The sequence below is a fragment of the Vibrio sp. 1-1(7) genome (genome assembly GCF_013048485.1).
Taxonomy (GTDB): Bacteria; Pseudomonadota; Gammaproteobacteria; order Enterobacterales; family Vibrionaceae; genus Vibrio; species Vibrio fujianensis.
Map to the genome: position 1 here is coordinate 51,949 of NZ_VHSP01000004.1, position 15,455 is coordinate 67,403.

The window sequence follows — 15,455 nt, forward strand, 5'->3', positions numbered from 1 at the left end:
TACGCCAGCATTATCTGGTTCAGGTGTTTAACCACACAAAGTGTGACTAATGCGGGTCCCAAGCTTGGCTTGATCTCAGCGCCATCACTTTTAGCAATGGTAAGCTCCCCGATGAGTGAAGAAGATTGTAATCGTAAATGAGTAAAGAAGCTACTTACCGACGTTGATCATAACCCCAACGAGGCACAAGTCCTTGCTCAATACCCAAGTGATCCAAAATACGCGCAACCATAAAATCGACCAAGTCCTCAATCGAGGTTGGCTGATGATAAAATCCCGGCGCAGCGGGCATAATGGTGACCCCTAGTTGTGACAGCTTATGCATATTTTCTAAATGCAGTGTTGAGAATGGCGTTTCACGTACCACCAACAAAAGCTGACCACGCTCTTTGATCACCACATCGGCAGCACGTTCAATCAAATTGTCCGACATACCATGCGCGATGGCAGCGACACTCCCCGCCGAACATGGGCACACCACCATCTGTTTTGGCGCAGCCGATCCAGAGGCTACCGGTGAAAACCACTCCTCTTTCCCACACACCACCAACTGATTCGGATCACAATCAAAATGGGCAATTAACTGCTGTTTTGCGGCCTCGGGTTGACTAGATAACTGCAAACCGTGTTCGGTTGCCAGCACCACACGGGCCGCTGAGGAAATCAGTAAGTAAACCGTGTAATCGGCCGCCAGTAAACACTCTAAAAGACGCAGCCCATAAGGTGCGCCAGAAGCGCCTGTCCAAGCCAAAGTAATGGCTTGTTTTTTTTTGGTTAATGGTGTCATCGAATTAAATCGTCCTTCTTTTCATTCTCAGCCTGTTCACGCAACGTTGCCAACAGCTTGCTATGAATACCACCAAATCCACCGTTACTCATCACTAAAATATGATCGCCGGGCTGCGCTTCTGCACAAATTTCACTCACCAACACGTCCAGCTGATCGGAAGTATAAGCCGGAGCTTGGCATTGCTTAGCGACATCAGCCACTGACCACTCAATATTGTCCGGTTGATAGAGGTAAACCGAATCAGCTTGCTGTAAGGAAGCCGCTAACGTGGTTTTGTGTACCCCTAATTTCATCGTTGCAGAGCGAGGCTCTAACACCGCGATAATTTTTTGCTTACCAACTTTGTTGCGTAGCCCACCGAGAGTCAACTCAATCGCCGTTGGGTGGTGAGCAAAATCATCATAAACGGTCACCCCATTTTCTTGGCCTTTCAGCTCTAAGCGACGCTTCGTATTAATGAAACTGGCCAAGGCTTGGCAAGCTAACTCCGGCGTTACCCCGACATGTCGCGCCGCGGCAATCGCCATGAGGGCATTATTGACATTATGATCGCCAATCAGTGCCCAATCGACCTCACCCACAACTTCTCCATGGAAGTACACGGTAAAATGGGAACCTTCTGGATTTTGTTTTTCTGCCTGCCATTCACCTTGCTGGCCAGTAAACTCAGTTTCACTCCAACAACCTCGGGTTAAAACATCGGCTAAAGCGCTATCTTGCTTCGGTACCAGGAGTCGACCATTCCCCGGCACCGTTCGAACTAAATGATGGAATTGTCGTTTAATCGCTTCTAGATCATCAAAAATATCCGCATGATCAAACTCTAAGTTATTCATCACCAAGGTACGTGGATGGTAGTGTACAAACTTAGAACGCTTATCAAAAAAAGCACTGTCATATTCATCAGCTTCCACCACGAAAAACATGCTGTCTCCTAACCAAGCGGAAAGACCAAAGTTACCAAGTACGCCACCCACCAAAAATCCGGGTTGATAGCCACAATGCTCGAGAATCCAAGCCAACATGCTGGATGTGGTGGTTTTACCATGAGTACCCGCCACAGCCAGTACCCAGCGATCATGAAGCAAAAAATCATGCAGCCACTGAGGGCCAGAGGTGTAACGAAGGTTATGATTGAGCACATACTCCACACACGGATTTCCGCGGCTCATGGCGTTGCCTATCACCACTAAATCTGGTTTAGGTTCTAATTGCACAGGGTCAAATCCTTCAATAATTTCAATCCCTTGTGTCTCTAGCATCGTGCTCATCGGCGGATAAACATTAGCATCACTCCCTGTTACTTTATGACCAAGTTGACGAGCCAGCATAGCCACGCCGCCCATAAAGGTGCCACAAATCCCCAAAATATGAATGTGCATCCAACTAACCTCATCAATGCGGTGTTATCTAACAAGCATTATCCTGATTCAAGTCATAAAAGCGAGCATCGAAAATCAACGTAATGTAATTTTAAAATAGTCGACAACTAAATTGAGATCTCAAACAGTTAGTTTATTACCCGTAAAAAGATCTAAGCCCTAAAATCCTCGCAAGGCGCGTGTGAATACCGTTCTAAAGACTCAACCAACATCCATCACCGCGTTGATAATCCCCCCATGATAAAAAATGTTAAGGAAATTACATGTCGAAGATGCGCACCCTTGGCGAGTTTATTGTTGAAAAACAACATGACTTCCCTCATGCAAGTGGTGAACTCTCCTCACTGCTCGCCTCTATTCGCCTCGCTGCCAAAATTGTTAACCGTGAAATTAATAAAGCGGGACTGGCTGATATCACAGGCGCTTCCGGTCAAGATAATATTCAAGGTGAAGAACAACAAAAGCTCGACCTCTACGCAAATGAAAAATTCAAAGCGGCACTGGAAGCTCGCGATCAAGTCTGTGGCGTGGCAAGTGAAGAAGAAGATGAAGCAGTTGCTTTTAATAAAGATCTCAACAAAAATGCAAAATATGTCGTCCTTATGGACCCTCTAGATGGTTCATCTAACATTGATGTCAATGTCTCGGTAGGCACGATCTTTTCCATTTATCGCCGAATTTCTCCCGTCGGAGCGCCCCCTACCGCTGAAGACTTTTTACAACCCGGTCATAAACAAGTCGCGGCGGGATACGTTATTTACGGTTCTTCTACCATGCTAGTTTATACCACGGGTCATGGTGTCAATGGCTTTACTTACGACCCCTCCATTGGTTCATTCTGTTTATCTCATGAAAATATGCGTATTCCAGAACAAGGGAAAATTTATTCCATCAACGAAGGCAACTATATTCGCTTTCCCACTGGGGTAAAAAAATACATTAAGTACTGTCAAGAAAGTGTCCCTGAAGAGAATCGCCCTTACACGTCACGCTATATTGGCTCTTTAGTGGCTGACTTTCACCGTAACCTACTTAAAGGGGGCATTTACCTTTATCCAAGCACCCAAAGTCATCCAAACGGAAAGTTACGTTTGCTATACGAATGCAATCCGATGGCATTCTTAATTGAACAAGCGGGTGGTTTAGCCTCTGATGGTGTTGATCGTATTCTTGATATCAAACCAACCGAGCTACATCAGCGAGTGCCATTTTTTGTCGGCTCAAAAACCATGGTTGAGAAAGTCGAAAGCTTCCTCGCCAACCATCCTGATGAATAACGCGATTCCGATCCTTTGTATTCCAATCATTGGTTAAAACATTCCCCAACACGATCACATAGATAGGGTTGGGGAATCGACTTTTCTCATGCATTTAAAAACGGGTTGACACTCTCTGCCAACATCCTCTTGGGGATCGGAATATTTACAGGTAAACTTTGCCCTTTATTGTGTATCGGTTTTGCACCTTTACTCAGTTTGCATAATAATTAATGACGTTTTTTGAAGTCCGGTTAACAAAAAGGAAACCTTAATGAGTTTAAATCATGTGCCAGCAGGCAAATCACTGCCTGACGATATCTATGTTGTGATTGAAATCCCAGCCAATGCTGATCCTATCAAGTACGAAGTCGATAAAGACTCTGGCGCGGTATTTGTTGACCGCTTCATGTCAGCACCTATGTTTTACCCATGCAACTACGGCTATGTCAACCATACACTATCGTTAGATGGTGATCCTGTGGATGTACTTGTCCCAACGCCATTCCCGCTAATGCCTGGTTCAGTGATTCGTTGCCGCCCTGTGGGTGTGTTGAAAATGACCGATGAGTCCGGTGAAGATGCGAAAGTGATCGCGGTGCCACACTCAAAACTTTCCAAAGAGTATGATCACATTCAAGATATCAATGATGTGCCAGAGCTGCTTAAAGCGCAAATTACTCACTTTTTTGAGCATTACAAAGAATTAGAAAGTGGTAAATGGGTAAAAGTAGAGGGTTGGGAAGATGCCGCCTCTGCTCGCGCAGAAATTTTGTCTTCTTACGAGCGTGCTCAGCAGAAATAGACTTTCATTTCCGCCACGTCAACAGCCAGCTCTCATGAGTTGGCTGTTTTACCATTGGCGACGAAAATTTAAATACGTTGGCACCAATCTCCAGACTCAATCAAGTTGGTTAATCCACTGGTATCTTGATAGATATAGATCCAAGCAAGTCCATAGGGCGTGTCGATCGTTTCTCGCCGATATTCAACGGGAACATCTTCTAATACATCCAGCTTGATCAAGGTTTTCTCATCGACTTGATATACCTCCCCTTTAATGGACTGCTGGCCAGCAATCAACCCTGGATAAGGGCCAAGATCATGTAACGCATAGCTCGGTGGCGTTTCAAAATAACCTAACAGCTTACTTCCATTTAAATAATCATGGTGGCTTTCCCCCTGTCGCAGGGTGCCATAAACAAAAACCAGATGCATGGTTTTCTCCTCAGTTAAATTCAAACCGATAAAGCAGATCGATTGCGCTGTCTAGTCCAGAAACCGCTTCTAGATAAAGATCTTTCATCAATCGGTAACGCACAGTAAATTGGCCAACTGAATTAAAGATACCAACACCATACTTTACTTGCAGTCCAGGTAAAATATAGCCACTTACGGTAATTTGCGCCTCCTCTCCCGAGCCCGTTGTATCTAATTGTAGATCTTGCACACCAAATTCTTCACCAATTCGCCCCACCAATTTACCACTTTGCGCTAAGCTTAGCCCGATAAGGGTCATGGTCATCGCATTACCGCCCGCTTCACCATCAATATCTTGTCCACGCAGTAAGTAAGATAACGCATTCGCTTGTGGTTTCGCTGGCTCAGAGAAAATAGAGATCATGGGCTCATCTGCAGGCCCTGTGACTTGAATCCCGGCGATGACACCATCTTGGGTGTTATTCGGATTACGAATCGCTTTAATGGAAACAAAGGGCTGATCCACAGGGCCATTCATTAAAATTTTCCCTTCTTGAATCTGCAGATCTTGGCCAAATGATCGATACTGACCTTGCAAAATATTAACCTCACCGATCACCAATGGCCCACGATCACGCTGAGTAAAATTCAATCGCCCTCGTAGCCCCCCTTCTAAGCCAAAGGCACTCAGACGAACATCCTCACCAATCACGATCTGTAAATCTGTTTCAAACCGTAACGGTAAACGACTTTGCTCACTTAAAGGCTGCAAATCTTTACTCAATATAATTTGATCCTTAGACACTTCGATGGCGCTCGAAGGTAGCTCTTCGACCGTAATCCGCCCCCAAGGGAGGTTTATCGACCCCGTAACTTGTGCCAGATTCGGTTGCATGGTTAAAGTTAAATCAGGAACTACCTTCATTTTCACAATCGGTGGTATATCCAGCAGTAATGAATCTGCAAACACTCGACTATTGACCTGCCATTGATCCATATCATGCCAATCGGCATCACCGGTAATATTCAGTAAGCCATCTTGCGTACCAATCTGCGCGTGTAGCGTCGCTTGATAACCCAAAAAGTCTATTGATGCTTGACCGGAATCCATATCAATCGGAGAAATGTCACCTTTCAGTTGTACATCGTTTAGTCCAATATGCCCTTGCACTTGTGGATGCAACATCGCGCCTTGTAGGACTAGATCCGCGGTGATGGTCGATTTTGCTTGGCTATACTCTCCAATTAAGGGAGCCAAAAAATCAATATTAAATGGGGTAAGCTTAATCACGGCTGCCAATTGCTTCTCTTCTTGAGTCACATCTGGAATGCTCATTTGGCCAGAAAAATCGCCATTATCTGTGATATTAAAATGCCAATCTGCCTTTAGGGTATTGCTCGCAAGTTGAGCATTGATGTCGATATTATCCCAAGCCAACCGGATCGGTTGTTCGAGCGTTTGCTGAATTTGTCCTGCCGGAAGCTGTAACGAGACATCCACTTGAGGGGGGGAATCTGGTGACCATTTAGCCGCCAGCCGTCCATTCACTTGCCCTTGAAGTTGTGTATCTTGAGGAAGATACACGGCTATTTGTGGAAATGAAAACTGCTTAATCGCTAAATCAACGTCCCCTTGTTGACCAACTGTTGCTGGCTGAGTGAGACACAAAGATGAATCCGCTTGTAACCAACAATGAGGTTCAATAATCACAGCTTGCTGTTCAAGATCAGCATGTATATCGGTCGCTTGATTCAACACCCAACGCCCTTGCTTGGAAGTGACATCCATCCGCTCCAATTGCCCTTGCCAGATCAGGTGAGGCTCCTCTTGCAACATGCCTTGGATAGCTAAGTGAGTTGAAACCTGTTCAGAATCAACCTCCAGCGTTAAGTGATGCTTTGGCAATAGGCCATTTACCGTCAGCCTGACGCTGTCTATCGTTTGATCTTGATAGTCGATCTCATTGACCGCTAAACGCAGATTCGCCTTAAGCTCTGGCATTGGCATCACATCACCGACTAAATGCACTTGTTTAATGCTTGCTTGATCTTGCCAAATCAGTTGATTCGCGTGTAACGCTAAATGAATATTCGGCTCAGAGATGGCTCCGCGCAGTGCGATATCGCCTTGAACTTGGCCAAAAAGCTCCGGGAACGTTTTATCCAGTGCTTGCAAGTTTAATGCGACATTCATATGCCATGCTTTATCCAACTGGCCTTTAGCCGTTAGTGAATTGGGGCCATGAGCTAGCGAAAGTCCTGAAGTGGCGATGCGAAATTCGCCACGCCCTGCCATATCATCCGCCGTTAGATCGCCTTTAATATCGAGAGGAAATCCTCGGACTTTTCCCTGAATATCTAAAAGCGGTAAATCAACTTTCCACCCGCCTTGCTCAGTCAGTTGTCCCGATGTAACGAATTGCCCCTGAATGACTCCCGGCAGTTCCGGCCATTGCATTTCAGGTTGAATATCACTCATATCAAGTTTGGCGTGCCACTCAATTAAATCAGCCCAATCCGCCGTCACCTGTCCTCGTATTTCACCGCCTAACGTTTTCAACTGTAATTGATGCAAAGCTAGGTGGCTCATTGAACCTTCACCTTGCAAAACAAATGCTGAATCAGGCAGATCGCGCCCAGAAAAAGTACTCTCTAACTCCAGTCGGTAAGCCGTCAATGAGCCTTTAGCGCCAATATGGGGAGCCGTAATAAAATATTCTCCATCACCATTCAATGGCCACTGAGCGTCAAGTTGTTCAATGCGAACCTCAAAAGGCAATTTAGTTTTCAGCGGTTGTAAATGGGCATACAGTTTGGCTTTTGCCCGACCTGACAATTGAGCAGCGAGAGTAAGATCGGCAACACTACCGGTTGCGTTTAATTGTAGAGTTTGCCCTTTTAGCGCTTGCTGTTTCAATAACGAACTCAGTGTCAGGTGGAGAGGATAATCGCCACTTAAGGTGGTTTTAGCCGCTAATGTTGCCGCTAACTGCGGCATATCTAGTGCTAAGTTTTTCACTTCCACTTCAGACTTAAAGGCACGAGCCTCTAACGACAACTGATTAATTTGTATTGGATTTTCTTGCTGTAGTATTGCATCTTTCAATTCAAAGCCGCTCAACTCAACCCGCAAAGGTATGCTCACCTCCGGCAATGTAAGTGGCATATTCGCCATTGAAGAGGGAAGCGTTTCATCGGATGGTGAGGCCTCGGCCAATGTGATACGAACGCCGTTCCATTGTGTTGGGTCAATTCTTAAGCGATTATTTTGCAGCATTCCCCCCGTTGCAAAATGTTGCCAAGCGATATGATGACCAAGCAAATTAAGCTCAACATTATTTAGCGTTAAGCGCCCAACTCTGATCGGAATCGGACTTGAAAAGTGAGTCATGGGATCAGGAGATGACGCTGTAGTACCGTGCTCTTCTGCCGTCGGTAATTGCGGTAGCTTGACCGCTAAACCAGAAACAATAACGTCATTAATACAGACCATGGGCTCAAGCAAACAATTGGCGTTTATCGCAAGCGTTAGCTGTTCAAGAGTGACCTGCAGCGACAAGGCCTTATCGTTGAACGTGACATTATGTAAGGTAAAACGGGGAAATAAAGCACCTTCACTCTCGCTAACAGAAAGTTCAGGTAACGCTTTATGTACTCCCCATAACACAACATTTAAGCCTGGATGAGTAAACAATATACCAGCCAGTAACAAAAGTAGCATGATCACCACTCCTGCGAGGCTGGCAGACAACCATTTGCTCCATTTGATTGCCCGCTTTATCATAGTTCAGGCCCTAAAGTGAAGTGGATCTTAAACTGGTCGCCAGGGTCAGCATCTAATCCCCAAGCAAAATCAAGCCGCAGCGGCCCCACGGGAGAAATCCAACGCAAGCCAAAACCGGTTCCGGTTTTCCAATCAGGATTGTCGTTAAAAGCATCCCCAGAGTCGACAAATAAAGCCCCCCACCAATTACCGGTTAAACGATATTGATACTCAAGTGAGCTGGTCGCCATGTATTTGGCTCCAGTTAATGAATTACTTTCATCACGTGGTGAGACGGACTGATATCCATAACCTCGCAAGTTATTATCCCCCCCGGCAAAAAATCGTAGCGAAGGCGGGAGTTTCTCGAATTCCTCGGCGAAATTCGCCCCCCCATTGACTCGTATTAAACCACGATGGTTATTACCGATACTGCGCAACCAAGAACTGCCAGCTTGAACTCGCGTAACCCGTGTTTCAGAAACAAATTCAGGATCACCATATTCAATCGTGATGCTCTGTTTATCTCCCCAGGTTAATAAAGCACGATCCATCCGAGTCCGAGTCCGTGTGTAAGTCAACCCTGGCAATACAAATTGTACGCTATCGTCAAGGACACCTTGCTCATAGTTTTCTATCAAATAACGAACAAACAAAGTTCGCTGCCAACCACTGTCTAATCGCCAATGTCGCTCGAGCGATAAGTTAGATTCAAGGCTTTTCGTATCTCGATTATCGACATGCTTCATCCCATATTGGATACGATAATACTGGTGTAACACATCTTGTAACGGGATTTTATAACCGGCAGTAATACTCTGCTCTGGATCGGAAATCGAAAAACTACTATCAAAACTGTGTCCTAAATCGTTCACCCACGGTTTTTTCCATTTCAAAGAACCGCGCACGCCAACATCAGTCGAATAACCTATCCCGGTTTCTAATTGATTACGTGCTTGAGGTGCTAAAGAAACGATCATGGGGAGTTGCCGTTGCCCCGAGTCAATGTGACTAAGATCGGGCTTAACAAAAACGGAAGAAAACCAATCGGTATTGGCTAAGTTAAGATTGAATTGACCGACTTGCGAGACTAAATAAGGATCGCCTTGCTTAAACGGTTGCAATGAATGCACGCGTACCTCTTCAATTTGACTGCCAGAAATTGTCGTGGCCCCAAAATGATAACGAATACCGCTATCAAAATGTAATCGTACAAAAGCCTGATGCAGGTCAGGAACGACTTCTAATCGACTCAATTGAAAGTCACCGTCAAAATAGCCTTTTTGTAGGGCCAAATTACGCAAGGATGACTTTAAACTCTCATATTGGCTATGGTTAAGTGGTTGACCAACCGTTAATCCACTTCGTTCAATTAAGCGCATAAAATCAGCATCTTGTTGTGCTTCACCGTCAACAGTAATCTCAACAAGCGCTAAACGAACCACCTCTCCAGGATCGACACGCACAGTCATCGCTTGATCAGGCTCTGTCACTTCAAAAATAAAGGTCGGTTGGTAATAACCCAACGCCTTTAATGCTTCGGCCATTCTTCGCTCTAAACGAGATTGAAAACGTAATTGAGTCGAATAATCACTGTCCGCTATCGAAGACAAATAGGCATCAACATTATCTTTTAGATCCCCACTCAAGCCTCGAATGGTTAAATCAACCTTCGCCAGCACAGTGCAAGAGAAGCATAAAGCAACGAATAGGATAGAGAATCGAAGTGATTTCATATTCAACAGTGATGAAGCGCCTTACCGCAAGCTAGGTTAATAGACATAAAATCATACCGACTCTAAGATAAGAAGTCTGTAGGATAACCCCTCATAAGCTTATCGATAACCATAAAAATCGTCATAAAGAGAGCGAACTTATCCAAACAATCATTGAATGATAAATGTTGATGATTGGATAAATCATTTCAGTTGATCTCACTACCGCAAGATGTTTTTATCCAACTCTGCCAGTGAGACACAGAATTTCACTCAACGTTCCATTGACTATAATGAATAAGGAATATCCCATGCTCAACAAATCTTCGCTTATTTCAGCGGATCAAGCCTTACCTGGCCGAGAGACTCCCATCGAGTTTGAAGACAAACACTTTATCCATCACACCCCTCTGCGCAGCCAACCTAGCGCGGGACAAGAGCAATTACTGATTGGGATGGGCTGCTTTTGGGGCGCTGAGCGACTATTTTGGCAACGCCATGGGGTCGTTTCGACGTCTGTCGGTTATGCGGGCGGCTTTACTCCAAATCCTACTTATCAAGAGGTTTGTACCGGCCAAACTGGCCATGCAGAAGTGGTCCGAGTGATCTACGATCCCGAGGTTCTACCTTTTAAAAAACTCCTGCAAACCTTTTGGGAAAATCACGATCCGACCCAAGGCATGCGGCAAGGTAATGATTTAGGCACTCAATATCGTTCGGTGATCTACACTTACACCGATGAACAACAAACGCTGGCCGAACAGAGCCGCGCAGAATATCAAGCATTGCTCAGCCAACACCATAAAGCGGCGATCACCACCGAGATTACTCCTGCTGGCGCTTATTATTTTGCGGAAAGTTCTCATCAACAATATCTAGCTAAAAACCCGCAAGGATATTGCGGCCTAGGTGGTACCGGGGTGTGCTTTTTATAAGTAATCATCCCTCGGACTAATGTAACGCTCGCTTCAGTAATACCAATGAAGCGGGTTTATCAATCGCTGGTTGAATGATAAAAGAGCCTTCTTGTATGAGCCATTATTTAAGTACGAGCATAATTTTTACTCTTTGCTATAGCCTGCCAGTTTGCGCTATTGAGCTCAATCTGGGTCTACAATTAACCACCAATAACATTGATGTGCGTGACGAGTCAGCTCAAAACATTGCACAAATGAGCAACAAGCTCGCTCTGTCTCCAACAGTCTCTCTCTTATCAAAAGGCTATTATCTTTCAGAGCAAAGTTCATTCGGTGTACAGTTTCAACTCGATGGCAACCTGATCAAAGTTGATCGACAAACGCTTCATCAAAACAATCAGCTAACCAATCTTGATACCAAAATATCTGGTTATGCTTTTTATGCCATGCCACTATTTTTTTACCATTTTAATCGCCATCAGCCAGATGAATGGCAAATAAAAACTGGAGTTGGGGTTGGTTTGGGATACCTTAATCTACGCGGTAATTATCAAATTACTCAACCATCTCATCCTGAATTTGGCGAAACAAAAAACATTCGATTTAGTAAATTTGGTGAGGCGATTGGGGTCTATTTGGAAGTCAAAAAAGGCAAACATGCGTTCTTGCTCTATAATTTTAGTCCTTACGTTAACAACAGTGATTACCAATTTCAGGAACATAATGCGGTTCTCGCTTACCGATATACCATTAACTTAAACCATTTATTGGTTAAAACGGACTCACCATGATAAAAAAAACATTGCTCACGCTACTGCTCTCTAGCTATACCTTAGTCACATCGGCACATAATTTAATGCTTGGCCAACCACTTCCACCCGTGAATGTCGAAAAATATGGCGAAGTAGTTTTAAAGGGAAAAGAGCCTCAGTTTGTGCCTTGGAGTAGTACACAATTAGCCGGTAAAGTCAGAGTGATTCAAGCCCTGGCTGGACGAAGTGCAGCAAAAGAGATGAATGCTCCGTTGATGGCAGCGCTGACAGCAGCACAATTTCCACCGCAACACTATCAAACAACCTCAATCATTAATCAAAATGATGCCATTTGGGGAACCGGATCATTTGTGAAATCATCAGCAGAAGAGAGTAAAAAATCATTTCCTTGGTCCTCTATTGTTCTCGATGCCTCTGGTGTTGTCGCACAAAGCTGGGCATTACCCGAAAAGTCATCAACGATTATTGTGTTAGATAAACAAGGGTTAGTCATATATATCAAACAAGGCGCTTTAAATGACGATCAAATTAACCAAGTGCTCACATTAATTCAAACGCATTTAACCTCATCATAACTCATCGCTGCCACTCTTTGCTTGCTTGCCAACAGAATTGTTATATTATAACAGTTCTGTTTTTCTTATACGGTGAATTATGAAGCTCAGCTTGCAACATTTGCGTCTTAATACTCAGGCTGTCGCTTTAGTTGCTGTCTTATTGAGTCTATGGCTAAATGTCGCTTCGATCATTCATCAATTGGATATCGACCCAAGCCATCATGAGCATCATCACTGTCAATTATTTTCAGTGGCTCAACATGGGTTAAGTCATGTGATGGCGACTCCTCCCATTTGGCCAAACCGGTACCCAACTGCCCGTTTTTTTCGTCTGTTTTCTAGCGTACTGAATCAGTTTGCTTATTTAGCACGCTCCCCGCCCAGGTCTGATTTTCTATTTTAATTTATGCTTTCCCCCTGATTATAGGGGCCAACTTATTTTATTATGATGGAATTGATGACTATGTTCACTAAACCTTTACTCGTGTTAAGTCTCTCTGCTGCTTTATCCGGCGGGGTTTTCGCTCAGGATTTTCGCCAACATGATGCCCATGTTCATGGACATGTTGAACTCAATATTGCACAAGATGGGCACGACTTATTGATTGAAGTCACTGCGCCAGGTGCTGATGTGGTTGGATTTGAACATCCACCAGAAACCGATCAAGAAAGACAAAGCCTAAACCGTGCCCTAGAAATTCTAGAGCAGGCCAATGGCTTATTTAACTTAACGACCCAAGCAAACTGTCAATTGGAAGAGGCACATATTACTCATTCACTCGATGGCGAAAAACATCATACTGATCAACATCACCATGAGCATGAACATCATCACGACCACGACCACGACCACGACCACGACCACCAGCATGGTGAATTTAACGCCCAATACCACTACCATTGTGAAAATATTTCTGACCTTCGTCACATCGACAGCCAGTGGTTTAAGTTATTTCCAAGCACAGAAAAAATGAGTGTAAATTTGCTGACAGATAAAGTACAAACCGCCTTAGCGTTGACGCCAAAACAAACACGTATTTCACTCTAACGTTTATTTGGGTAAGTAAATACTTACCCATTTTTCTGTAAAAGGAACCGTGATGAACGCAACCTTTCCCAATACCACCGCCGCAATCATTGAATTGGAGCGAGTCAAATTTCAGTGGCCAAATAACAACCAAGTGACTTTAGATATTGAAAAACTCTCTGTTTCAGCCGGAGAGCACTTATTTATTAAAGGGCCAAGTGGCTGTGGTAAATCTACCTTGTTAAGCTTACTGACAGGAATTCATGTTGCCAATCAAGGTCAAGTCCGTCTACTTGGACATGATCTTGCTCAATTGAAAGCGCAACAACGCGATCGTTTTCGAGCCGATCATATTGGCTACATATTTCAACAATTTAATTTATTGCCTTATCTCTCGCTGGTTGAAAATGTCATCCTTCCTTGTCAGTTTTCATTACCGCGCCGAAAAACCATCCAAGGCAGCCTGAAACATCGAGCCATTGAATTACTGACTCAATTACACTTACCAACATCGCTATTGCATAAACCAGTGTTGGAGTTAAGTATCGGTCAGCAGCAACGAGTCGCGGCAGCCAGAGCATTAATCGGGGAACCGGCTTTATTAATCGCAGACGAACCGACCTCCGCCTTAGATTACGATAACCGTACCGCTTTTATTGAACTGTTATTAGAAGAGGCTAATCGGATTGGTTCAACATTGGTATTTGTCAGTCATGACCCAAGTTTAGAAAAACTTTTCCAGCGTAGTGTGTACTTACCTTCCTTAAATCAGGCACGAGGTATCGAATGAATGTTATCTATAATTTAGCTTGGAAAAGCTTACTCAATAGAAAAGCAACGGCCTTATTAACGTTATTAACTGTTGCGATTTCCGTGATGCTTCTTGTGGGAGTTGAACGAATTCGAACTCAAGCTAAAGCAAGCTTTGCAAATACCATTTCAGGCACAGACCTCATTGTCGGCGGACGTTCAGGCCAAGTGAACTTACTACTTTATTCAGTCTTTCGTATCGGTAATGCGACCAATAATATTGACTGGAAAAGCTATCAAGAATTTAGTCAACACCGAGCCGTAAAATGGGCCATTCCAATTTCCTTAGGTGATTCTCATAAAGGATTCCGAGTGATGGGAACAAACCATAGTTACTTTGAACATTTTCGCTATGGACATAAGCAACCACTCACGCTTGCCAAAGGAAGAGCTTTTACTGGTTTATTTGAAACGGTTCTCGGTGCAGACGTTGCCAAACAACTCGGTTATCAATTAGGTAGCGAAATTATTATCGCTCATGGCATCAGTGATGTGGGTTTTAGTCGACATGATAACTTACCTTTTACCGTCGTCGGAATTTTAGCGCCAACAGGAACTCCAGTGGATAAAACCGTCCACGTTTCTCTTGAAGCCATTGAAGCCATCCATGTAGGCTGGGAATCGGGGGCCAACTTAGGCCACACCCCCAATAAGCAGCAATTAGAACAATATCAATTTACGCCAAAGCAAATTACCGCCATGCTACTTGGTCTAAATTCGAAAATTCAAACCTTTGCCTTACAAAGACAAATTAATCAATATCGGGATGAACCACTTAGTGCTATTTTACCTGGCGTCGCCCTGCATGAACTTTGGGGCATGATGTCGGTTGCAGAACAAGCGTTAAAGGCTGTTTCTATCTTTGTGGTCATTACCGGACTACTTGGAATGCTGAGTAGTTTACTCACTAGTCTACAAGAGCGACGAAGAGAAATGTCTATTTTACGTGCTATGGGCGCACAACCTAAGCATGTTTTTATGTTATTAATTAGTGAAGCAACGGTTTTGACTTTTTTCGGGATTCTGACCGGAATCATTGGCTTATATACTCTACTAGCCTTCGCCGCACCGATCATAGCCAGCCAGTATGGTATTCAGTTATCGTTGCAATCATTGACGACTTATGAATGGCAGCTACTGGCTTATGTGCAGATCGCGGGGACCATGATCGGCTTTATTCCGGCTCTGCGCGCCTATCGACAATCACTGAGTGATGGTATGACCATTAGACTTTAGGAGATCTTGATGTACAAAGGATTACTCAG

Annotated in this window: 14 protein-coding genes; 9 read left to right on the forward strand and 5 right to left on the reverse strand. The window is 44.2% G+C overall.

Going from position 1 to position 15,455, the window contains the following annotated elements:
* Window positions 1–154 precede the first annotated feature (154 nt).
* Window positions 155–787 carry a flavin prenyltransferase UbiX gene (locus tag FKN05_RS12985; protein ID WP_170887726.1) on the reverse strand — a complete coding sequence of 211 codons (633 nt, stop codon included), beginning with the start codon at window positions 785–787 and terminating at the stop codon, window positions 155–157.
* Window positions 784–2,172, reverse strand: coding sequence for a UDP-N-acetylmuramate:L-alanyl-gamma-D-glutamyl-meso-diaminopimelate ligase (gene mpl / locus FKN05_RS12990; RefSeq protein WP_170887727.1), 1,389 nt, complete (start codon window positions 2,170–2,172; stop codon window positions 784–786). Before mpl ends, FKN05_RS12985 begins: the two co-directional genes overlap by 4 nt.
* 263 nt (window positions 2,173–2,435) lie before the next feature.
* Between mpl and fbp the strand changes: the two genes are divergently transcribed.
* Window positions 2,436–3,449, forward strand: a complete 1,014-nt coding sequence (gene fbp, locus FKN05_RS12995) for a class 1 fructose-bisphosphatase (protein ID WP_099610438.1) — start codon at window positions 2,436–2,438, stop codon at window positions 3,447–3,449.
* Window positions 3,450–3,702: 253 nt separating this feature from the next.
* A complete protein-coding gene (gene ppa, locus FKN05_RS13000) occupies window positions 3,703–4,233 on the forward strand; it encodes an inorganic diphosphatase (protein ID WP_099610439.1) in 531 nt (176 codons plus the stop codon).
* A gap of 68 nt (window positions 4,234–4,301) precedes the next feature.
* Here the strand turns inward: ppa and FKN05_RS13005 are convergent, their stop codons facing one another.
* Genes FKN05_RS13005 through tamA form a run of 3 tightly spaced genes read right to left on the reverse strand, consistent with a single transcriptional unit; the run spans window position 4,302 to window position 10,127 of the window.
* Complete coding sequence (locus FKN05_RS13005) at window positions 4,302–4,646, reverse strand: gamma-glutamylcyclotransferase family protein (RefSeq protein WP_099610440.1); 345 nt, start codon at window positions 4,644–4,646, stop codon at window positions 4,302–4,304.
* Between the two features lie 10 nt (window positions 4,647–4,656).
* Window positions 4,657–8,412: an autotransporter assembly complex protein TamB gene (gene tamB / locus FKN05_RS13010; protein ID WP_170887728.1), complete on the reverse strand. Its 3,756-nt coding sequence runs from the start codon at window positions 8,410–8,412 to the stop codon at window positions 4,657–4,659.
* Window positions 8,409–10,127: an autotransporter assembly complex protein TamA gene (gene tamA / locus FKN05_RS13015; protein ID WP_099610442.1), complete on the reverse strand. Its 1,719-nt coding sequence runs from the start codon at window positions 10,125–10,127 to the stop codon at window positions 8,409–8,411. Before tamA ends, tamB begins: the two co-directional genes overlap by 4 nt.
* A gap of 290 nt (window positions 10,128–10,417) precedes the next feature.
* Between tamA and msrA the strand changes: the two genes are divergently transcribed.
* From msrA to FKN05_RS13050, 7 genes are all read left to right on the forward strand, one after another.
* Window positions 10,418–11,041 carry a peptide-methionine (S)-S-oxide reductase MsrA gene (gene msrA, locus FKN05_RS13020; protein WP_099610443.1) on the forward strand — a complete coding sequence of 208 codons (624 nt, stop codon included), beginning with the start codon at window positions 10,418–10,420 and terminating at the stop codon, window positions 11,039–11,041.
* Between the two features lie 95 nt (window positions 11,042–11,136).
* Window positions 11,137–11,814: a hypothetical protein gene (locus FKN05_RS13025; protein ID WP_170887729.1), complete on the forward strand. Its 678-nt coding sequence runs from the start codon at window positions 11,137–11,139 to the stop codon at window positions 11,812–11,814.
* Window positions 11,811–12,371 (forward strand): YtfJ family protein, encoded by a 561-nt coding sequence (locus FKN05_RS13030; RefSeq protein ID WP_170887730.1) that lies wholly within the window; start codon window positions 11,811–11,813, stop codon window positions 12,369–12,371. The genes FKN05_RS13025 and FKN05_RS13030 overlap by 4 nt, the downstream gene beginning before the upstream one ends.
* A gap of 79 nt (window positions 12,372–12,450) precedes the next feature.
* Window positions 12,451–12,756 carry a DUF2607 family protein gene (locus FKN05_RS13035; protein WP_099610446.1) on the forward strand — a complete coding sequence of 102 codons (306 nt, stop codon included), beginning with the start codon at window positions 12,451–12,453 and terminating at the stop codon, window positions 12,754–12,756.
* Between the two features lie 60 nt (window positions 12,757–12,816).
* Window positions 12,817–13,401 carry a zinc uptake protein ZrgA gene (gene zrgA, locus FKN05_RS13040; protein ID WP_170887731.1) on the forward strand — a complete coding sequence of 195 codons (585 nt, stop codon included), beginning with the start codon at window positions 12,817–12,819 and terminating at the stop codon, window positions 13,399–13,401.
* Window positions 13,402–13,453: 52 nt separating this feature from the next.
* Window positions 13,454–14,170 (forward strand): ABC transporter ATP-binding protein, encoded by a 717-nt coding sequence (locus FKN05_RS13045; protein ID WP_161428085.1) that lies wholly within the window; start codon window positions 13,454–13,456, stop codon window positions 14,168–14,170.
* Window positions 14,167–15,426, forward strand: a complete 1,260-nt coding sequence (locus FKN05_RS13050; protein WP_099610449.1) for an ABC transporter permease — start codon at window positions 14,167–14,169, stop codon at window positions 15,424–15,426. Before FKN05_RS13045 ends, FKN05_RS13050 begins: the two co-directional genes overlap by 4 nt.
* Window positions 15,427–15,455 lie beyond the last annotated feature (29 nt).

Bases quoted from the DNA above. Each gene is read 5' to 3' on its own strand.
- FKN05_RS13005 (WP_099610440.1), bottom strand. From the start codon at position 4,646: ATGCATCTGGTTTTTGTTTATGGCACCCTGCGACAGGGGGAAAGCCAC.
- tamB (WP_170887728.1), bottom strand. From the start codon at position 8,412: ATGATAAAGCGGGCAATCAAATGGAGCAAATGGTTGTCTGCCAGCCTC.
- ppa (WP_099610439.1), top strand. From the start codon at position 3,703: ATGAGTTTAAATCATGTGCCAGCAGGCAAATCACTGCCTGACGATATC.
- FKN05_RS13030 (WP_170887730.1), top strand. From the start codon at position 11,811: ATGATAAAAAAAACATTGCTCACGCTACTGCTCTCTAGCTATACCTTA.
- fbp (WP_099610438.1), top strand. From the start codon at position 2,436: ATGTCGAAGATGCGCACCCTTGGCGAGTTTATTGTTGAAAAACAACAT.
- FKN05_RS13045 (WP_161428085.1), top strand. From the start codon at position 13,454: ATGAACGCAACCTTTCCCAATACCACCGCCGCAATCATTGAATTGGAG.
- tamA (WP_099610442.1), bottom strand. From the start codon at position 10,127: ATGAAATCACTTCGATTCTCTATCCTATTCGTTGCTTTATGCTTCTCT.
- msrA (WP_099610443.1), top strand. From the start codon at position 10,418: ATGCTCAACAAATCTTCGCTTATTTCAGCGGATCAAGCCTTACCTGGC.
- mpl (WP_170887727.1), bottom strand. From the start codon at position 2,172: ATGCACATTCATATTTTGGGGATTTGTGGCACCTTTATGGGCGGCGTG.
- FKN05_RS13035 (WP_099610446.1), top strand. From the start codon at position 12,451: ATGAAGCTCAGCTTGCAACATTTGCGTCTTAATACTCAGGCTGTCGCT.
- FKN05_RS13050 (WP_099610449.1), top strand. From the start codon at position 14,167: ATGAATGTTATCTATAATTTAGCTTGGAAAAGCTTACTCAATAGAAAA.
- FKN05_RS12985 (WP_170887726.1), bottom strand. From the start codon at position 787: ATGACACCATTAACCAAAAAAAAACAAGCCATTACTTTGGCTTGGACA.
- zrgA (WP_170887731.1), top strand. From the start codon at position 12,817: ATGTTCACTAAACCTTTACTCGTGTTAAGTCTCTCTGCTGCTTTATCC.
- FKN05_RS13025 (WP_170887729.1), top strand. From the start codon at position 11,137: ATGAGCCATTATTTAAGTACGAGCATAATTTTTACTCTTTGCTATAGC.